General features: G+C 57.4%; 18 protein-coding genes and 1 tRNA gene. 13 read left to right on the top strand and 6 right to left on the bottom strand.

What is annotated here, in order from left to right:
* Positions 1 to 6 precede the first annotated feature (6 nt).
* The gene (gene deoC, locus AC2FJF_RS16405; protein ID WP_496726335.1) at positions 7 to 1,005 is read right to left on the bottom strand and encodes a deoxyribose-phosphate aldolase; all 999 of its coding nucleotides are present in this window, start codon (positions 1,003 to 1,005) and stop codon (positions 7 to 9) included.
* A gap of 198 nt (positions 1,006 to 1,203) precedes the next feature.
* On the opposite strand from deoC, the gene AC2FJF_RS16400 reads away from it, so the two are divergent.
* From AC2FJF_RS16400 to AC2FJF_RS16375, 6 genes are all read left to right on the top strand, one after another.
* On the top strand, positions 1,204 to 2,157 hold the full coding sequence (locus AC2FJF_RS16400; protein ID WP_496726483.1) for a metal ABC transporter solute-binding protein, Zn/Mn family: 954 nt from the start codon (positions 1,204 to 1,206) through the stop codon (positions 2,155 to 2,157).
* A 3-nt stretch (positions 2,158 to 2,160) separates the two neighbouring features.
* Positions 2,161 to 2,964: a metal ABC transporter ATP-binding protein gene (locus AC2FJF_RS16395; protein ID WP_496726334.1), complete on the top strand. Its 804-nt coding sequence runs from the start codon at positions 2,161 to 2,163 to the stop codon at positions 2,962 to 2,964.
* Positions 2,965 to 2,967: 3 nt separating this feature from the next.
* A complete protein-coding gene (locus AC2FJF_RS16390) occupies positions 2,968 to 4,173 on the top strand; it encodes a metal ABC transporter permease (RefSeq protein WP_496726333.1) in 1,206 nt (401 codons plus the stop codon).
* A complete protein-coding gene (locus AC2FJF_RS16385; protein ID WP_496726332.1) occupies positions 4,170 to 5,099 on the top strand; it encodes a metal ABC transporter permease in 930 nt (309 codons plus the stop codon). Before AC2FJF_RS16390 ends, AC2FJF_RS16385 begins: the two co-directional genes overlap by 4 nt.
* Before the next feature lie 281 nt (positions 5,100 to 5,380).
* The gene (mutL, locus tag AC2FJF_RS16380; protein WP_496726331.1) at positions 5,381 to 7,225 is read left to right on the top strand and encodes a DNA mismatch repair endonuclease MutL; all 1,845 of its coding nucleotides are present in this window, start codon (positions 5,381 to 5,383) and stop codon (positions 7,223 to 7,225) included.
* A 52-nt stretch (positions 7,226 to 7,277) separates the two neighbouring features.
* Complete coding sequence (locus tag AC2FJF_RS16375) at positions 7,278 to 8,507, top strand: DNA recombination protein RmuC (RefSeq protein WP_282170229.1); 1,230 nt, start codon at positions 7,278 to 7,280, stop codon at positions 8,505 to 8,507.
* Between the two features lie 3 nt (positions 8,508 to 8,510).
* Here AC2FJF_RS16375 and AC2FJF_RS16370 read toward each other — a convergent pair whose 3' ends face one another.
* Genes AC2FJF_RS16370 through AC2FJF_RS16360 form a run of 3 tightly spaced genes read right to left on the bottom strand, consistent with a single transcriptional unit; the run spans position 8,511 to position 10,291 of the window.
* Positions 8,511 to 8,915: a hypothetical protein gene (locus AC2FJF_RS16370; protein ID WP_496726330.1), complete on the bottom strand. Its 405-nt coding sequence runs from the start codon at positions 8,913 to 8,915 to the stop codon at positions 8,511 to 8,513.
* A gap of 58 nt (positions 8,916 to 8,973) precedes the next feature.
* Positions 8,974 to 9,624 carry a ChrR family anti-sigma-E factor gene (locus tag AC2FJF_RS16365; protein ID WP_496726329.1) on the bottom strand — a complete coding sequence of 217 codons (651 nt, stop codon included), beginning with the start codon at positions 9,622 to 9,624 and terminating at the stop codon, positions 8,974 to 8,976.
* A 10-nt stretch (positions 9,625 to 9,634) separates the two neighbouring features.
* Positions 9,635 to 10,291, bottom strand: coding sequence for a sigma-70 family RNA polymerase sigma factor (locus tag AC2FJF_RS16360; RefSeq protein ID WP_496726328.1), 657 nt, complete (start codon positions 10,289 to 10,291; stop codon positions 9,635 to 9,637).
* Between the two features lie 147 nt (positions 10,292 to 10,438).
* Between AC2FJF_RS16360 and AC2FJF_RS16355 the strand changes: the two genes are divergently transcribed.
* From AC2FJF_RS16355 to AC2FJF_RS16340, 4 genes are all read left to right on the top strand, one after another.
* The gene (locus AC2FJF_RS16355) at positions 10,439 to 11,212 is read left to right on the top strand and encodes a DUF1365 domain-containing protein (RefSeq protein WP_496726327.1); all 774 of its coding nucleotides are present in this window, start codon (positions 10,439 to 10,441) and stop codon (positions 11,210 to 11,212) included.
* Positions 11,213 to 11,299: 87 nt separating this feature from the next.
* Positions 11,300 to 11,617: a DUF3775 domain-containing protein gene (locus AC2FJF_RS16350; protein WP_108860111.1), complete on the top strand. Its 318-nt coding sequence runs from the start codon at positions 11,300 to 11,302 to the stop codon at positions 11,615 to 11,617.
* Between the two features lie 134 nt (positions 11,618 to 11,751).
* Entirely contained in the window at positions 11,752 to 12,825 is a 1,074-nt protein-coding gene (locus AC2FJF_RS16345) for a hypothetical protein (protein WP_496726326.1), read from the top strand.
* 171 nt (positions 12,826 to 12,996) lie between these two features.
* A tRNA-Ser gene (locus tag AC2FJF_RS16340) sits at positions 12,997 to 13,086 on the top strand.
* A 101-nt stretch (positions 13,087 to 13,187) separates the two neighbouring features.
* Here AC2FJF_RS16340 and AC2FJF_RS16335 read toward each other — a convergent pair.
* Positions 13,188 to 14,288 carry a Hint domain-containing protein gene (locus tag AC2FJF_RS16335; protein WP_496726325.1) on the bottom strand — a complete coding sequence of 367 codons (1,101 nt, stop codon included), beginning with the start codon at positions 14,286 to 14,288 and terminating at the stop codon, positions 13,188 to 13,190.
* A 286-nt stretch (positions 14,289 to 14,574) separates the two neighbouring features.
* Between AC2FJF_RS16335 and AC2FJF_RS16330 the strand changes: the two genes are divergently transcribed.
* The 3 genes from AC2FJF_RS16330 (at position 14,575) to AC2FJF_RS16320 (ending at position 16,755) form a co-directional block, all read left to right on the top strand.
* Positions 14,575 to 14,739, top strand: a complete 165-nt coding sequence (locus tag AC2FJF_RS16330) for a hypothetical protein (RefSeq protein ID WP_496726324.1) — start codon at positions 14,575 to 14,577, stop codon at positions 14,737 to 14,739.
* A 27-nt stretch (positions 14,740 to 14,766) separates the two neighbouring features.
* Entirely contained in the window at positions 14,767 to 14,997 is a 231-nt protein-coding gene (locus tag AC2FJF_RS16325; protein ID WP_496726323.1) for a hypothetical protein, read from the top strand.
* A gap of 120 nt (positions 14,998 to 15,117) precedes the next feature.
* On the top strand, positions 15,118 to 16,755 hold the full coding sequence (locus AC2FJF_RS16320) for an adenylate/guanylate cyclase domain-containing protein (RefSeq protein WP_496726322.1): 1,638 nt from the start codon (positions 15,118 to 15,120) through the stop codon (positions 16,753 to 16,755).
* A gap of 233 nt (positions 16,756 to 16,988) precedes the next feature.
* Here the strand turns inward: AC2FJF_RS16320 and AC2FJF_RS16315 are convergent, their stop codons facing one another.
* The gene (locus tag AC2FJF_RS16315; RefSeq protein ID WP_496726321.1) at positions 16,989 to 17,984 is read right to left on the bottom strand and encodes a helix-turn-helix domain-containing protein; all 996 of its coding nucleotides are present in this window, start codon (positions 17,982 to 17,984) and stop codon (positions 16,989 to 16,991) included.
* Positions 17,985 to 18,164 lie beyond the last annotated feature (180 nt).

Below are 18,164 nucleotides of genomic sequence, written 5' to 3'. Positions count from 1 at the left end.
TTGTCCTCAGCCCATAGAGTGACGGTAACCGGCGGAATATGCGCCCGTTACATAATGTTCCAATTGCCGTTCGATATCGCCCAGCAGCGATGACGCGCCAAAGCGGAACAAGTCAGGTTCCAGCCAACGATCACCCAACTCGTCTTTGATTAGCGACAGGTACACCAATGCGTCCTTGGCTTTGGAGATCCCACCTGCTGGTTTGTAACCAACACGATACCCGGTCCGGTCATAGTAGTCGCGGATCGCGCGGATCATCACCAGCGAAACGGGTAGGGTCGCGTTGACGCTTTCCTTACCGGTCGAAGTCTTGATGAAATCAGCACCCGCCATCATGCAAACCAGTGAAGCACGCGCGACGTTGCGCAGGCTGCCCAGCTCTCCGGTGGCGAGGATGGCTTTGACATGCGCATCGCCGCAAGCCACACGGAAGGCCTTCATCTCGTCATACAAAGCTTGCCAGTCGCCAGACAGGACGTGACGGCGTGAAATCACGATGTCGATTTCCTCGGCACCGGCCTTCACGCTTTCTTCGATCTCGGCCACGCGCAGATGGAATGGCGACAAACCTGCCGGGAAGCCGGTGGAAACCGCAGCAACAGGGATGCCAGTGCCATGCAGAGCGTCCACGGCGGTTTCGATCATGTCGTGATAGACGCAAACGGCCCCGGTTGTGATCGGCGGCATATCCAGCGCTTTCAGAACCGAAGGTGCAACGGGTTGCCGTGCCTTGGCACACAGACGGCGCACACGTCCGACCGTATCGTCACCCGACAGGGTGGTCAGGTCGATCATCGTGACCGCCTTCAACAGCCACGCGGCCTGATACTCTTTTTTGACAGACCGACGACCGGGCAGGGTCGCGGCGCGGCGTTCAATGGCCGAAGTATTGACCTGCACGGCGCGTACCCAGTCCAGATCCAATTCCATTCCAGGGTTTCTAGGCTCGGTCACTTGCGGCAGATGCGCGGTGCGCACGGGGCTTTCTGAGCTCTGCGTTTCCATCTTCACATCCTTTGGGAGGTTTGCGCCAAAATCGCACGGCTTGGCGCTAATTGGAAGGCATAGCGGCCTTGCGCGTGCAATTTTTTTGACCAAATGGACAAATTTAATGTTTTCTTGCGAATAATTCGCAATGACGTTGACTTAGTTGCGAATGGTTCGCATATTCATTCTCAAGAGGATACCTAAATGGGGTCAGAAATGATTCGTCGTAGTTTTCTTGCGGCTTTGGCTTTTGCCGCCGCTTTGCCGGTCACAGCCTGGGCCGAGGCACCGCTGAAAGTGGTTGCAACCACAGGCATGATCGCTGATGCGGCGCGTCAGATTGGTGGGGAACAGGTTGAGGTCAAAGGCCTGATGGGCCCGGGCGTCGACCCGCATGCTTATCGTCAGACCCGCAGCGATATCGTGGCTATGACCCGGGCGGATTTGATCCTGTGGCACGGTCTTTACCTTGAAGCGCAGATGGAAAACTTTTTCCATGATCTTGGGCGCAAACGCCCGGTCGTGGCTGTTGCCGAGGGTGTCGATAAGTCCAAGCTGCGCGCACATGACGATTATGCCGACAAGTATGACCCGCATGTATGGATGAGCCCGGCCGTCTGGCGCGATGTGGTGGTCGAAGTTCAAAAAGCCCTGACAGACGCGCGCCCTGAAGCTGCTGATTTTTTCGCCGCGAACGCGCAGACACATCTGGCCGAGATTGATCAGTTGGAAGCCTACGGCAAACAAGTGCTGGCCGACGTGCCGGAAAACAACCGTGTGCTTGTAACGGCGCATGACGCCTTTGGCTATTTCGGTGAGGCATACGGCTATGAGGTGCTTGGCATTCAAGGCATCTCGACCCAGTCCGAGGCCGGTTTGAACAGGATCGGCGAACTGGTCGATACCTTGGTAGATCAGCAGCTGACGGCGGTGTTCGTCGAAAGCTCGGTTTCTGATCGGTCCATGCGCGCGCTGATCGAAGGGGCCGCGGCCAAAGGCCATGATGTTGGCATCGGCGGAGAGCTGTATTCCGACGCGATGGGTGAACCGGGCACGTACGAGGGTACGTATATCGGGATGCTGGACCACAACATCTCTGTGATTGCCGGGGCGTTGGGCGCAGACGTGCCCGAGCATGGCATGAACGGCAAATTGTCGGCGGGGTCCTGAACGATGCTGTCGCTGGCTGCGCATCAGGGTGCTTCGGTTGCTGAGAAAACTACAAAGGACTGCCCTCTGGTCATTCGCGGTCTGACTGTTTCTTACGGTCAGAAACCCGCCGTGTTTTCGGTGGATATGACCGTGCAGCCCGGCGCGATGACGGCGATCATCGGACCAAACGGGGCGGGGAAGTCTACGCTTCTGAAGGCGGCGCTGGGTATTGTCTCACCCCTGTCCGGGCAGGTTTCGGTTTTTGGTGAACCGCTTGAGAAACAGCGCGCCAAGATCGCGTATGTACCACAACGCGCCAGCGTCGATTGGGATTTCCCGACGCGTGTGATTGACGTTGTGTTGATGGGCCTGTCCCGCGAGCTGGGGTTGTTGGGCCGCGTCCGTGCTCGTCATATGTCCCGGGCCATGGACTGCCTTAACCGGGTCGGGATGCGCGATTTTGCCGACCGCCAGATTGGTCAACTTTCAGGCGGCCAGCAGCAGCGCGTTTTCCTTGCCCGTGCTCTGGCGCAGGATGCCGATCTTTATCTGCTGGATGAGCCCTTTGCCGGTGTCGATGCCGCGACGGAAAAAGCAATAATCGCAGTGTTGAAGTCGCTGAAAGAGGCTGGCAAGACCGTTGTCGTCGTACATCACGATCTGGCTACGGTGACTGATTATTTCGACCATGTATTCCTGATCAATACCCGCAAAGTGGCTGAGGGAACTGTGGCCGAGGCCTTTACCGCCGAAACCCTGCAATCGGCGTATGGCGGCCGTTTGGCCACAGCCCAGATCGACCAGATTTCGCGCGCATTGGGGTAAATCATGCTTTGGGATGCTCTGACCCTGCAGCTGGGCTATAACGCCACGCTGGTCGCGATTGGTGCGACCTTATTGGGTATATCCGCTGGTGTGACCGGGACGTTCCTGTTCTTGCGCAAACGCGCGCTGGTCAGCGACGCCATCAGCCACGCGACTTTGCCCGGCGTCTGCCTTGGGTTCATGGTTTTGGTCGCCCTTGGCGGCGATGGGCGCAACCTGATCGGTTTGCTGGCCGGATCGGCCGTGTCGGCCTGGGTCGGTTTGCTTTGCATGAATTGGCTGACACGCCACACACGACTGGCCGAGGATGCCGCCATTGGTGCCATCCTGTCGGTGTTTTTCGGTCTCGGCATCGTTCTGCTGACCGTGATCCAGACCATGGGCGTCGGTCGTCAGGCCGGGCTGGAAGGGTTCCTGCTGGGCTCAACCGCAGGGATGTTGTGGGCGGATGCGCTGGTCATCGCAATCGGTGGGGCAGCGACGCTGTTGCTGGTCATGATCATTCGCCGACCTATGACCATGGTCGCCTTCGACCCTGAATACGCTGCTGCCCGGGGCCTGCCGGTGCACCGGATTGATCTGGCGATGATGGGGCTGGTCATGGCAGTTACTGTGGTGGGCCTGAAAATTGTCGGGCTGATCCTGATTGTGGCGCTGCTGATTATCCCACCTGTCACGGCGCGTTTCTGGACGGACCGTTCGGACCGCGTGGTGCTGCTGGCTGGACTGGCCGGAGGGTTGGCGGGCTATCTGGGTGCGGTGATGTCAGCCTCGGCCCCCAATCTGCCCACCGGCCCGATCATTGTACTGGTCAGCTTTGGCTTTTTCGCACTGTCCCTGTTACTTGCGCCTGTCCGAGGAGTTCTGGCAGCGGTTCTGCGGCACCTGCGGTTCCAGCGCCGGGTTCATATTCGGCAGGGTCTGCTGGCACTGGCGCAAGGGCAAAAGATCTATGAGCCACTGACCTTGCGTCTCTTGCGGCGTGCCGGTTTGGCGCGGGCGGATGGCGTGGCCACCGAAACAGGCAAGGCGCGCGCGGCCAAGGCGTTGCGCGATGAAAGGCGCTGGGAAATCGTCAGGGCTGATCAGATGCATGAGGCAACGGCTGCGCTCTATGACGGGTTGCGGGACATCGAAACCGTCCTGACCCAAGATCAGATCGCCGAGATCGACCGCCAGATCGGCGGCCCGCAGGAGGTTCCGGCATGAGCGGTGAAGAATTTGTACCCCTGTCTTTGACACCCTTGCTGATCGGCACGTTTGCCGCCATCGCTTGCGCTTTGCCCGGGAACTTCCTGGTCTTGCGCAAACAGGCCTTGATCGGGGATGCGATCAGCCATGTGGTGCTGCCGGGTATTGTCGTGGCCTTTCTGCTGACCGGAACGATTTCGACCTGGCCAATGATGCTGGGCGCCGCGGGCGCGGCAGTGGTGGCTGTGGTTCTGATCGAAGCTGTCAGGCGGCTGGGGCAGATCGAGGCGGGTGCCGCGATGGGGGTGGTTTTCACCACGATGTTTGCAGCCGGTGTGCTGCTGCTCGAACAAACCGATACTTCGACCGTACACTTGGATGTTGAACATGCGCTTTATGGCAATCTGGAAAGCCTGATCTGGTTGGACGCGGTGGGCTGGTCTTCGGTGTTGGATCCCGTGGCGCTGGCGGGGTTGCCGCCGGAATTGCCTCGGATTGCGCTGACTTTGCTGGGGGTATCTGTCTTTGTATGGCTGTTCTGGCGGCCGCTGAAGATTTCCACCTTCGACGAAGGGTTCGCGCGCACCATTGGTGTCCGGACCGGAGTTCTTGGCATGGCCCTTGTGATCACGGCAGCTATTGCCGCCGTGGCGGCATTTGACGCCGTGGGTTCGATCATTGTGATTGCCATGTTCATTTGCCCACCCGCAGCGGCGCGCATGATGACCAACCGGCTGGAAACCCAGATCGCATGGAGCATCATCTTTGCCATCCTGTCGGCAGTCTCCGGGTACGTGCTGGCTGGGTATGGCCCGCTCTGGCTGGGGGCGGCAGACGCGGTCAGTGCAGCGGGCATGATCGCAACAATGTCCGGTTTGATCCTTGCGTTTACGGCTTTGTGGGGGCCGTGCCGGACACGGGCGGGTGCACCCGGAACCGCTTGACCCGGCATTTTCCCGCCGTCAGGCTCTGCACCGCATCGGCCAAACTTCGCCACCTGAATTGGGGCCCAGAGAGTCTTCGCATCGTGAAACTTTATTCGTGGTATGAGTTGGCCCATTGATTATTGGATGACCACCACTCACTCCGGATCGTTCGAGCAATCGCGCCCAGACTGGCCGCAAGTCTAGGCTGGCACTGTGCGATTGTTCGAACGCCCCCTCCTCACATTAAATCAAGCCAAAGCTGTGGCAGAATCGCGCGCGAATGTGCTAGGTCTGGTGGTATGGCGCAGGCACACCCCAATATCAGCGATAATCGACCGGTCATCCGGCAACTTGACGACGCAGCAATCAACCGTATTGCGGCAGGCGAGGTTGTTGAACGTCCGGCTTCCGCGGTCAAGGAATTGGTGGAAAATGCCATCGACGCAGGCGCAACCCGCGTCGCGATCGACATTGCCGATGGGGGAAAGACGCTGATTCGCGTCACCGATGATGGCTGTGGGATTGCTGCTGAGGATCTGCCATTGGCCTTGTCGCGCCACGCGACGTCAAAAATCGACGGGTCCGATCTGTTGAATATCCACACCTTCGGGTTCCGGGGTGAGGCCCTGCCTTCGCTGGGCGCGGTCGGCCGCCTGACCATCACCAGCCGGGTGTCGGGAGGCGAGGCGGCCTCGATCCACGTGGCAGGTGGTCGGATGGACAGGGTGAAACCTGCGGCCTTGCGTGCTGGCACAGTGGTTGAACTGTGCGATCTCTTTTTTGCAACGCCTGCGCGATTGAAATTCATGCGCACCGACCGGGCCGAGGCGCAGGCGATCAACGACACCGTCAAACGGCTGGCCATGGCTGAGCCTGCGGTGACCTTCACCTTGCGCGATATTTCCGGCGGAGGCGAGGGGCGCGTGACGTTTCGGGCCGACCGCGAAAATGGGGATCTGTTCGACGCGCTTCACGCCCGTTTGGCCCGCGTGATCGGGCGCGAATTTGCGGAAAACGCGCTGCAGATTGATGCGAGCCGCGAGGGGATCCGGTTGTACGGTTACGCCGCCCTGCCGACCTATTCGCGCGGAGCGGCAGTGGCGCAGTATCTGTTCGTCAATGGTCGTCCTGTGCGCGACAAGATGCTGACGGGCGCGCTGCGGGCGGCCTATTTCGATTTCCTCAGCCGTGATCGCCATCCCGCTGCAGCCCTGTTCATTGATTGTGATCCGACGCTGGTTGACGTGAATGTGCACCCGGCAAAATCCGAGGTCCGGTTTCGCGATCCGGGCGTCGCGCGCGGGTTGATCGTCTCGGCCCTGAGGCACGCGCTGGCCGAGGCCGGACACAGGGCCTCCTCCACGGTGGCGAATGCGACTTTGGGCGCTATGCGTCCGGAACCGGTACTGCCTGCACCGGCGCGCGTTTATCAGATGGACCGCCCGTCACCAGCTACACGGAATGTGGCGTATCAGGCGCAGGCACCGGGATTTGCCGAATTGTCTCAGGACTACAGCGGCAGCATTGTCGAACCGGCTTCGGTCCCAGAAACACCGGTCGAAGACCTGCCTTTGGGGGCGGCACGTGGGCAGGTACATGAGAACTACATCATCGCCCAAACCGCAGACGGCATGGTGATCGTTGATCAACATGCGGCACATGAGCGGCTGGTTTATGAAAAGCTCAAAAAACAGACGGCAGAGAATGGCGTCGCTGCGCAGGCACTGCTGATCCCGGAAATTGTTGAATTGTCCGACAGCGATTGCGCGCGATTGATGCAGGTTGCGGACGACCTGGCAAAGCTGGGACTGACAATTGAACCCTTTGGCGGCGGTGCGGTTGCCGTGCGCGAAACGCCGGCTATTCTAGGCGAGGTGGACGCGCGGGCGATGATCCTGGATATCCTCGACGAACTGGCCGATCAGGGCGAAAGCCAGATGGTGCAAGCGCGGATCGAGGCGATCCTCAGCCGGGTGGCCTGTCATGGGTCGGTCCGGTCGGGTCGTCGCATGCGGGCTGAAGAAATGAACGCCTTACTACGGGAAATGGAGGCCACGCCCCATTCCGGTCAGTGCAACCACGGGCGGCCAACTTACGTGGAATTGAAGCTGAGCGATATCGAGCGATTGTTCGGCCGCAGTTGATCCATTGGCTTGGTTGGGCTATGGAGAATAAAACAAGAACATCCGAGGCGACATGATCGAGATTGCAGGAACCCAATATGCGCTGAACGACCCCGTGATCCTAACCGTGGGTGGGGTTGTTACGCTGATCCTGCTGTTGCTGTTTTTGTCGCTGCGCGCAGCCAACCGGTCGGCCCGTATGGCAGAACCTTTGTCCCGCCAAATGGCGCATCTTGGCCAGCATGTGCAGCAGCTGGGGCAAGGGCAGGAACAATTGCGCGGTGGCTTGCAGCATGTCTCGGACACGCAGGCCAATGCGCAGGTGCAGGTGATCCAGACGGTTGAATCCCGGCTGTCCTCGGTCCAGCAGCAGATGAATGACCGACTGGCGGACAACGCGATGAAATCGGCGCGTGCTTTGGCCGAGATGCAGGAGCGGATGAAGGAATCGCTGCATGGATCATCCAAACAAACCGCTACATCGCTGACGCAGTTGCAGGAGCGTCTGGCCGCCATCGACAAGGCGCAGGACAATATTACCAAACTGTCGGGCGATGTATTGTCTCTGCAGGATATCCTGTCGAACAAACAGACCCGCGGTGCGTTTGGAGAGATCCAGTTGAACGATATCGTCTCTAAGGCGCTGCCTTCGGATAGTTTCCAGCTGCAGGCAACCCTGTCGAACGGGCGCCGGGCGGATTGTCTGATCAACCTGCCTAACCCTCCGGGACCGATTGTCATCGACAGCAAGTTCCCGTTGGAAGCCTATGAGGCGTTGATTGGTTCGACCAATGACATGGAGTTGAAGGCGGCGGTTCAGATGTTCCGCAGCACGGTGCGTAAGCACATTACAGATATTTCCGAGAAGTACATTCTGGACGGTGAAACGGCAGATGGAGCACTGATGTTCCTACCGTCCGAGGCGGTCTATGCCGAACTTCATGCCAAATTTCCTGAACTGGTGCAGGAGAGTTTCACCAAACGCGTGTGGATCGTCTCGCCCACCACCTGCATGGCGACACTGAACACGATGCGTGCGATCCTCAAAGACGCGCGGATGCGGGAACAAGCTGGGGCGATCCGCAAAGAACTGGGTTTGCTGCACAAGGATGTTGAGCGTTTGGGTGATCGGGTCGGCAATCTGGACCGCCATTTTGGGCAAGCGGCCAAGGATATCTCGGAAATCAAGATCAGCGCGGAAAAGGCTGGCCGCCGGGCACAGCGGTTGGATAACTTCGATTTCGAGGAACTGGCGCCTGACGATCAGACCAACGTTGTGCCTCTGGGCCAGTCCGAAGGCTAGGCATTACTGGATTGACAGATCCAGATTGTAGCCGACCGTCTTGTCCGAATCGCGGTCATTGCCCATCAGGTAGACCCGGATTGTGTAGTCTCCATCCTCAGGCAATTCGATGCGCGCGGTATTCCCGTCGGTCGAGCCGTTGTAGATCGCGAAACCATCACTGTCCGGCGGCAGGATGTTGAAGTAGATCACGCCATAGCCATTTGTGTCGCTTACCTTCAGGTCGGCAAACATCTCTTGTCCGGCTTTTGCACCCAACTTGTAGTCGAAGTACTCGTTTCCAGTGACGGTACCATTGACCATTGTCCCGAAATTGCCCGGTTCGAACTTCACGTCAGCGACCAACTGGGCAGAAGCGACAGATGAGAAACCCATAAGGGCAAGAACGAAGAACATAGTCCGGATCATTTCAAATGCCTCCAACAATCAGCTTGCAGGGCAGGGTACCACATGAGCGCTGATTGCGTCAGATCTTCAGGAACGGTTGGAACAGACGCGGCATCAGCTTGTTGAATTTCAGCGGCGCGTCAGTGACAGCCAGGCAGATGCAATCCTCGGTAATGTCGGCTGTCGGCGTATGGTGCAGGTCTTCATCTGCAATCTCCACATCGCCACGGGCAAAACGGTCGACCTCATCAGAAAACGCGCCCTGCAGAACCATTGTCAGCTCCACGCCATTATGGCTGTGGTCGGGAACTGCGGTGCCCGCCGGAATGAAGAGCAACCGGGCGGTCGCTTCGCCGCTCGTCGGCAGGATCGCCTGCTTGACCCCCATGCCGATTGGTCGCCAGCGGATGTCGTTCACATCGCCGCCAACGTAATCCTGCAACGGGCTTGGCAAAACCGAGCAGCCGGGTCGCCTGGGTTTGGCAATCGGCGCACCGTTTGCGATCAAAGCCATCGTTTCCGCAAGTGCCTTGTCGTTCATCGCAACGGTCTCGTCCTGTTCTTCCAGGACATAACCGCCAACGGCGTCAAAGCTTTCGGCCTGCGCACGACATTGATTGCACAGGGAAAGATGTGTCGCGACCATCAGGTCGAAAGCCTCGGGCAGAGTGCCTGCGGCGTAAGCCATCAGCAGGTCGTCTGTCAGGTGATGTTTGATCTTATTGCTCATATCCGTCATCTCAATTCATCGCATGGCGCAAGCGGTCCAGCGCCAGCCGTATCCGTGATTTGATCGTTCCCAGTGGCAATCCAGTCTGAGAAGCGATTTCTCGATGGCTCAGATCGCCAAAATAGGCTTTCTCGATCAGTTGCCGTTGCGCCTCTGGCAGCGCGGTCATCGCGTTGCGCAACTGCGCGGTTTCCTGTTGCAGCACGAGTATGTCGTCCTGCTCCGGTTCAGCCTCGGGTCCCCATCCCAGTTCTTCGGGCTCGGGGCGGCGTTGTTTGCGCAGGACGTCGATGCGCTTGTTCCGCGCGATCGTGAACACCCATGTGGCCACGGTTGCCCGCGTGGGGTCGAACAAATGTGACTTGTGCCACAGCGTGACCATCACCTCTTGAGCGCACTCTTCGGCCATGGCCGCATCTGAGCCCGACTTGATCAGGAACGCCTTGATCCGCGGCGCGAAGTGCTGAAACAACTCAGCAAACGCTGCCTGATCCTGTGCGTCCCTTATGCGTCTGACGTGGTCAACCCACTCAACTCGTTTGTCACAACTGTCTTGCGCTCGGTTCACCGGTCTTCCCCTGATGCGTTTTTTTGCGCGCCACGGTTTCTGTGAAGGCCTGCTGGCCACCGGTTCATCCAAGGTCGCGGTATCGATCTCGGTAAACATAACAACATTACGCGGTAAGCCCCAAGCTGGATCACATTGTGATGCGAATTTAATCCAATCCGGACCATGTTTCGTATGATAAACATGTACATGAAAAAAAACAGCGCCACTTGAACAGCTTACAGGAAAACTGGAACGCAGACGAGAATGAACAGGATCGACCATATTTCAGGCCACACTTACCACGGTCGAAAAGGCGGGATCGAGAATGCGTTTCGGTATTCCATTGATTACATCCTGTTGGACCCCGAAGCCCGGCCTGACACACCGCTTTTGTTTTCGATAAACCGAGCCAATGCGATGTACTGGCGAGACCGTGACCACGGCGGTGAACCCGGCAAAGGGCAGGGTGCGGCGTGGTTGCGAGCTAAATTCGACGAAATGGGTGTTACGCAACCGGCAAGAATTGAGTTGCTGACGCAGCCACGGGTGCTGGGGCATGTCTTCAATCCGGTAAGCTTCTGGTTCTGTTTCGATGCCGATGAACAACTATATGCGGTGGTAGCAGAGGTTACGAACACTTACGGCACGCGCCACAGCTATCTGTGCAACAATCCCGGGTTTGCGCCGATCCAGCCGACGGATCGCATCGTTGCGGACAAGCTGATGCATGTCTCACCGTTTCAAAAGATCGAAGGGACGTATGAGTTCCGGTTCGACCATCGCCCCGAGCGTATCGGCGTCTGGATTGACTATGGTCGAAAAGCGGGTGGATTGATTGCCACCCTGACCGGGCCGCGCGCGCCGCTGACCAACCGGGCGATCCTGTGGTCGCTGCTGCGGCGCCCCTTCGGTGCGCGGCGTGCGTTTTTCCTTATTGTGTGGCAGGCGATCAAACTTAAGATCAAGAAGGCCCGGTTTGTCCCGTTCCGAACCGCCCCTGTGCCCGATCAGCCGATATCCCGCAGTCGCAAGCCTTAGCCCTTAGGTCTTTGCTTAAGATCAAAGACTCAGCCCCTTCCTCATGGTTGTGGTACTATTGAAACCGCGAATACGAGGAGTTGGGTCATGATGGAAATTTCGCCAAGGAAAATTGCTCAGGTTGCAATGATGGGGCGCGAATTGGGTCGTGCCGAGGGCGAATTGCGCGCCTTCATTGACCGGATGAGCGAGGACGAACAGGCCGAACTGGTGGCTGTCATGTGGGTCGGGCGTGAAAGCTTTTTCGCCGAAGATCTGCCTGAGGCTATCGCAACCGCCAAGTCCGAGGCTTCAACCCCTTGCGCAGACTACCTGATCGGTACGCCGCATATGTCGGATCACCTTGAAAATGGATTGGATGCACTGGGCATCTCAGCAGAGGATGTGGAAAACGACCTGATGTAAGTCCACCGGCTATGTGCACCCGGTGCCGCCTGCAAATTGCAAACCATTCGCTGAAAACCCGGTTTTCGGATACATGGTCAGGAAACCCGAAAGCCCGCATTCAGGCTGGGGTGCTATTAGACGGAGCGTGATCCATGTGGCGCGTCTTGCAATTGTTTGCGGTGTTCGCGCTTTGCGTGGGCTTCCATTCCCGCCCTGCCCAAGCATGCGGCGTCTGCGTTGAGCTTCCGGAATATTCTCTGGCGGACCGGATTCTTTCGGCGCGTGTGATCGTGCTGGCGGCACCATCGCCAGACAACCCTTTCAAGTTCTCCCCCGTTACGGTTTTGAAAGGCACACCGGAACAGGTTGGGGGATTGCCCGAGATACCTTTCCTGGTCGACAGCGTTACGCGATCCGCCTTTCGTGCGAGTCCGAGCAGAACGGTTTTGATGATCTACGGGGCGGGGTATCAGGACAAGGCCGGTCGCAGCCTGCCCAGTGGTTGGACCAAAGGGTTCCTGATGACACCGGACAGGGCCCACTTCCTTAAAACACTGCGTGCCGAGGGGCAGGGCTGGGCCAGTGGCGCGCCGGATCGCGCGGCGCAGGTTGCCTTTTTCAGTGCCTATCTCACACATGAAGATCGCCTGTTGCGCAACACGGCGCTGATCGAAATCCACCGCGCGCCCTATTGGCTTTTGACCCACCTGACCGATGCTGTGACAACCGCACAATTATTGCAGGATCTTCGCAATCCCAATCGTTTAGCCTACGCACCGGCACTTATCCGATTGTTGGGTCTTCAGTCGGATCCAAAGGCTAAAGAACGCGTAAGGCTTGGCTATCAAAGCGCGCTTCGCAGCGGAAACCTCAACCTATACGACTGGGGGCTGGCGGGAATCACAGTTGATGGGGATCGGGCAATCCTTGAAATCGAAAAGTCGCTGCAGCGGCTTGAACGCTCCGCCGCCGAAAAGCGCATCCTAATCCGCAGTCTGGCCGATGGCGGAACGACCTATCCCGAGTTGCGGTCCCGGATCCTGGATGTGTTTAGGCATCAGTTGGACAATGACAGCACTGTTGCGATCTGGATTGCCCTGGCTGTACGACCTTGGGGCACCAACGCATTGAACCCCAACTTTGAGGCTATCATGGCCCAAAGCGAACTAGATCCGGCGACTCTGTTCCTCATGCGGGCCGCAATTGAAGCTGAGGAACCGGGTTAACGTTGTAGTGACGCTCTTCATAGTTTCAAATCGCACTAGGAAACAGATGGGGCAGCACTTTCGTCAAGCAAATGCATCTCAGCAGCCCCGGCGCATTCGATTTCAGAAAAATATCGCGCTTGATCAAAATCGTCTTGTATCTGGTCGACATGCAAGGATATACCGGCCAGCGGAGACGTGGCCGAGTGGTCGAAGGCGCTCCCCTGCTAAGGGAGTAGGCCCGGAAGGGTCTCGAGGGTTCGAATCCCTTCGTCTCCGCCACCTGCCATTTCCGTTCAATTGGACAAGATGCTTTTCAGCCCCTTATGGGGTTGTTTTGCGTAACACAATTAAGTTCGCTGTTGCTCTTCAATTATTCTCGATTACTCGATCAATGATCGGTTGTTCTTGATGTGGCGTTGCACCATATGCCGAACCTGCCTGCCTTTGGCCGGGATCGGACGCGCTGATGGCGGTACGAAATCCTCTGTGGCCAAGGCGGGAAACAGTTCCAGCATTTCTGCCCGTGCCGCAGCCGGCACAGTCCTGAGGGCCTCGGCACCAGCAAACAGACTTTCCGATGGGGCGCTTTCGGCAAAGACGATCTCATGCTGTTCGAACAGCATGTGATAATACTCGACGGTTTGAGCGTTTTCCTCGACCGAGATACCGGAAATTCCAACCAGCGCGTGCGCGGCCACGAGAATTTCGCTGGTTTCGAACATTCGGATTGCAATGGCGGACCGCACCAGCATCCGGTGTTGCGGGGAAACAAGTAAGTCGCGCTGAGGCAGTCCGCTGCCTAATGCACCGGCGGCGATGCGGATCGGGCGCAGTTTGGGCTTTTCCGACAGCTCTTGACTGGTCAGCGTACGCGCACCGATCCAGCGGATACGCTGCGGACCCCGGTCCATCGTCTCAACCAAATCGCCTACACTCAGACGTTCGATCGCAATATCTCCACCCGGTGTCCGGATCAGTGTGCCAGCCGTAAAGCAGGGCACGTCAACGATGGATGTGGGGTCGGTTGTATCAGGCGCATTGCCTGGCGTGACGTTGACAATCGTCATCGAATAGGCAGTGCCGGGTTCCAAAGGCTCTGACGTAATATAGCCTGCCAGGTCACCCTCGACCTCGACCCGGTAGACGGTGATGGTGCCACCGTCCGGATCGGTCAGAATATAGGATTCTTCAAGGTAAATATCACCACTGAAAAATGTTGTGGACCCGTCCAGATTGGTGACCGTACCGGTCTGTGTTAAGTCATCGCCGCTTTCGTTGCTGTTGAAGTCGCCGTTAAAGACAGTGCCGGTATCGGGCAGAGTTGGATTCCCGGGGCGTGACAGAATGTCACCGCCTGCTGCATCCTCGACATTGAAAACGTGCCGGTCAGTGGCCGGGTCAAAATCGGTGTCCAAAATGACCTGGCCCGACCCCACCGTGATGACGTCGGGATCATATCCAATGTAGGAATAGTTTGCCATTTACAACTCACCACCTTTTTTGCGCGCGCCGTTCATTTCAGTCAGAACTTTTGGCACATAAACCACCATTCAATAGGTATTTTCAGCAACAGTCGCCAATCAATCCCCTTATTTCAAGGCAATACCACGGCATTTTTTTGAATTCATGAATGTGGCTGGCCTTTTTACCATAACGCTACTCTGCCATGGGCCTGACTTTCGTTAAGGCAGTGCGGTGGGCCGCGCTGGGTACCGATCTCACTAGCTAAACTGTGCAACGGTGATCGCGTTGCGAAATGTCATGACGATGAGCATGGCGCTAACACGGGTAGAAGCCATATTGGCCTGTGTAGTGATGCACCTTCCCAACCCGGTTTTTTTGTCCCTGATGTGCGAAGACCCTGAGATTCGCGTATCGATCCTGACTTCGACCTTTACCCATCTGCATTCGCTGGTCGCACAGCTTGAATAACTCAAGGCCCAGACTGGCGCTCAGCAGGTGGCCAAATTTTTGATGAACCTGTCCGACATGGTGGCCGACGGCTGTGAGGTTGAGCCGCCTTATGACAAGATGCTGATTGTAGGACGCTTGGGCATGAAGCCCGAAAGCCTGAGCCGTGCGTTTTCGCAGCTCAAGCCGGAGGGCGTGAAAATCAACCGTAATCACTCGGTTGCCGCGGATACCCAATGCCTGCGCGATTACGCCGAAAACAACCCGTCCAAAAAGTAGCGCAAACTCTGCTAGAGCAGTGCAATTTGCACAGACATTTTGATCTATTTGCTAGCGTTTTTTTGCATATTTATGTACAATGACGCTAGTTCTGCCGCGTATTTCGGCGGGGGGTGCAGCATGACACACGACCGCAACGGTGGCCCTGACAGGCCGCCCTTGGTTGCGCTCAGCGTCGCCAAGGTCGCTCTTTCGGTTCGGGCCAAGCTGCTGGTGGCTTTTCTAGGAATAACCGGTCTGCTGGTCTGTTTGGTGTTGTTTGGTCTATATGCTTTGCATCAGGCCAATCTGCGGTCCGAGACGATGATGCGCGATCAGGAGCGTATTGCGTTTTTTAATGACACCCACACGACGATCTCGAACCTGAACACACATCTACTGTCCTTGTTCGTTCCGCAAAACCTGAAAGACTTTCCTCGTCAGAACGGATTTCTGGGAGCTTCTACGCGTTCGATACTTCACGTTTCGGCAGCACTAGAGCGTAACCTTGCCCTTGGTTTTCGCAGTTTCGGGCAGCCCGGAATGCCGGATGCGCAGGCGATTGCGAACCTTCGATCTGACCTTCAGGACATTTTACCGGCAATCACTGAACTGCGCCGTCTGAACCGCGAAGGCAATCTGTTAGCCGCAGCGCAACACGGTATCGACCACATGTTCGAGCCGCTCCAAGCCATGCAGCGCGAGGCGTATACCGTGGCGCAGAATGTCGAACAGGAAGTGCGCGAACTGGCGCGGACTACAGAACAAGCATATTTGACTTCACGCCTAAGCATCACGGCTGCGGCGATCGCGGCGATTGGGATTGCCCTTTTGTTGGGATATTCGATTTCGTCGTCCCTGTTGTGGCCGATCGAACGTATCCATGCGGTGCTCAGCAAGCTGTCCCGGGGTGGGTTCGACAACCGGATTACGGTTCCCAATCGGGACGAACTGGGCGAGCTGGCAAACCACGTGAACCAGACCAGCGAAAAACTGGGTGCGCTTTACGGGCAAGTCGAAGTGCAAAAAGCCCAACTGGCCGATTTGAATGCAGCGCTGGAAACTCGGGTCGCCAACCAGATAGAAGAGATCGAGCGCACCAATCGTCTGAAACGCTTCCTGCCGTCTCAGGTGGCGGCGATGATTGTCGGCGCGACGGATGAGGCGGATGTCTTGAGGACCCGTAAGGCCGAGATCACAGTTCTTTTTGCCGATCTGCGCGGGTTCACGGCCTTCGCCACCGTTGCCAATGCGGATCAAGTCGTCGCGGCGCTCAACGCATTTCATGGCACTTGTGGACCGCTTGTCGAAGCCTGCGGGGGAACGTTGGAACGGTTTCTCGGCGACGGTTTGATGGTTTTGTTCGGCGCGCCAGTGCCGCTGGATGATGCTGCGCAGAGAGCCGTTGATTTGGCCCAGAAAATGCAAGTGAATGTCCGAAAGGCGATGGTGCCGTACAGGGCCGGTATCGCTCAGCACGGTCTTGGTCTCGGCATTGGGATCGCAACGGGGGCAGCAACTTTGGGTCGGATTGGTTTTGAGGGTCGTTTGGATTACTCGGCAATTGGGCCTGCACCCAATCTGGCGGCACGCCTGTGTGAAATCGCTAAGGACGGTCAGGTGCTTGTCTCAGAAGCGACAGCGCGTCAGGTCCGGATAGATATGACCCCGGCGGGACCGTTCGATCTGAAAGGCATAGGAACCCGCGTTTCGGCCTATGAACTGGCGCGTCTGGTCGAAAGCCGGACGGCGCCTCACGTTTGTGCCCCCTATCCCTGACAAATGCAGGGAGTTGCGCCTGTCGTAACTTCAAAAGGTGGGGTCGGGCGGTCATTTGCCAGCGATGAGCGCGCCTGCAATCTACAAGACTGAGCCAACCAAAACAGCTTCAGTGCGCACGCTAATGACGGCCCGATGGGACGGCAACTCACCCGATGCGTGGGTCAGCGAGTGTGTTTGACTTGATGCGGGGGGACGAACCGACTGTTTACCAGGGCGCGGTCCTTTCCGTCCTACCTGGCAGATAACTGTCCCGCAAAGCGTTGATTTCGGATGTCGTCCGGGGATGTCTTGTAGTGGGCGCGAAAGGCGCGACCCAAAGCGACGGCAGACGAAAACCCGGTGGCTGCCGAAATCTCTCGCTGCGACAGATCCGTTGTTCGAAGCAACGTGTCAGCCCGTTCCAGACGCAGCTCTCTGTACGTTGTCAAAAGCTTTGTGCCGGTTCTGTTCAGGAACCGACGCTGCAACTGTCGGGTAGACGTACCCAGCAATTGCGCCAGATCCGAGATCCGCAATGGGTCCTCAAGATTATCACTCATCGTTTCGATGGCTCGGCGCACTTGTGGATCGGCCTCGGACCGTTGGAAAAGCCGGATTGCAATATGGCTCTTGGCGGTCCTTTTAGGCTCGGACAGTCCGATGTATCCGCGCAGAGTGTCTGCGAGGTGCTCTCCGTGATCGATCGAAACGAAATTGGACAACAACCGTAATGCGCTCAACCGGGTCGATGCGCTGTGCAAACGGTTATCATTGGCCATGTGGATACCCGATCCATCTTCGATCAGTCCGATTTCCTGCGCTGCGGCCGTGAAGTTGGGGTGCACCGCGGCGACTGTTTTTTCTGCCCGCCCGATCTGAGCAAGCAGCAAAACGGCGCTGCCGACAAATATTGTGCGCGACGACAGGTTCACAACCTGTGAGGTCCAGGATTTCTCAGAGTCATCCAACCGCCAGTTTTCGTGGATATCCCCCCAAAACAGTGCCGTTCGCCCAGACCAGTACAGCGGCCCTTCGACCGGATCTTTAGCCAACCTGCGAATGTTGATGATGTAAGAATGATGTTCGACCAGCCTGTTCAAGGCATCAAAGAAATCCAGGACGATCTGTGCAGATGCTTCGGTGTCCTCGCCAGAGAGGACAACATCGACGTGATGTTTTCTGTTGGGTGTTTGCCTGGCAACGCAGGCTTGCCGTGAACGGGCATTTTTGAGGACATAGTGTTTCATTGTTCCTCCACCTGATGGTCTTTGGCTTTGCCCTTCGGGGCACCGCCCATTTCTTATGGCCGACCCCCATAATTTCGGGGGTCGGTCGTGAATTTCAGCCCGCTTACTCAGCGGCTTCTTCGTAAGCGTCCATTGGGGGGCATGTGCAGATTAGGTTTCTGTCGCCATATGCGTTGTCGA

The sequence above is a fragment of the Ruegeria sp. CDSB013 genome (assembly GCF_059611165.1).
The sequence above is the reverse complement of the archived record's forward strand: the minus strand, read 5'-3'. Positions and strand labels throughout refer to the sequence as shown.

Excerpts from the sequence above, each read along its gene's own strand:
- deoC (WP_496726335.1), bottom strand. The coding sequence starts at position 1,005 with ATGGAAACGCAGAGCTCAGAAAGCCCCGTGCGCACCGCGCATCTGCCG.
- AC2FJF_RS16400 (WP_496726483.1), top strand. The coding sequence starts at position 1,204 with ATGATTCGTCGTAGTTTTCTTGCGGCTTTGGCTTTTGCCGCCGCTTTG.
- AC2FJF_RS16395 (WP_496726334.1), top strand. The coding sequence starts at position 2,161 with ATGCTGTCGCTGGCTGCGCATCAGGGTGCTTCGGTTGCTGAGAAAACT.
- AC2FJF_RS16390 (WP_496726333.1), top strand. The coding sequence starts at position 2,968 with ATGCTTTGGGATGCTCTGACCCTGCAGCTGGGCTATAACGCCACGCTG.
- AC2FJF_RS16385 (WP_496726332.1), top strand. The coding sequence starts at position 4,170 with ATGAGCGGTGAAGAATTTGTACCCCTGTCTTTGACACCCTTGCTGATC.
- mutL (WP_496726331.1), top strand. The coding sequence starts at position 5,381 with ATGGCGCAGGCACACCCCAATATCAGCGATAATCGACCGGTCATCCGG.
- AC2FJF_RS16375 (WP_282170229.1), top strand. The coding sequence starts at position 7,278 with ATGATCGAGATTGCAGGAACCCAATATGCGCTGAACGACCCCGTGATC.
- AC2FJF_RS16370 (WP_496726330.1), bottom strand. The coding sequence starts at position 8,915 with ATGATCCGGACTATGTTCTTCGTTCTTGCCCTTATGGGTTTCTCATCT.
- AC2FJF_RS16365 (WP_496726329.1), bottom strand. The coding sequence starts at position 9,624 with ATGAGCAATAAGATCAAACATCACCTGACAGACGACCTGCTGATGGCT.
- AC2FJF_RS16360 (WP_496726328.1), bottom strand. The coding sequence starts at position 10,291 with ATGTTTACCGAGATCGATACCGCGACCTTGGATGAACCGGTGGCCAGC.
- AC2FJF_RS16355 (WP_496726327.1), top strand. The coding sequence starts at position 10,439 with ATGAACAGGATCGACCATATTTCAGGCCACACTTACCACGGTCGAAAA.
- AC2FJF_RS16350 (WP_108860111.1), top strand. The coding sequence starts at position 11,300 with ATGATGGAAATTTCGCCAAGGAAAATTGCTCAGGTTGCAATGATGGGG.
- AC2FJF_RS16345 (WP_496726326.1), top strand. The coding sequence starts at position 11,752 with ATGTGGCGCGTCTTGCAATTGTTTGCGGTGTTCGCGCTTTGCGTGGGC.
- AC2FJF_RS16335 (WP_496726325.1), bottom strand. The coding sequence starts at position 14,288 with ATGGCAAACTATTCCTACATTGGATATGATCCCGACGTCATCACGGTG.
- AC2FJF_RS16330 (WP_496726324.1), top strand. The coding sequence starts at position 14,575 with ATGAGCATGGCGCTAACACGGGTAGAAGCCATATTGGCCTGTGTAGTG.
- AC2FJF_RS16320 (WP_496726322.1), top strand. The coding sequence starts at position 15,118 with ATGACACACGACCGCAACGGTGGCCCTGACAGGCCGCCCTTGGTTGCG.
- AC2FJF_RS16315 (WP_496726321.1), bottom strand. The coding sequence starts at position 17,984 with ATGAAACACTATGTCCTCAAAAATGCCCGTTCACGGCAAGCCTGCGTT.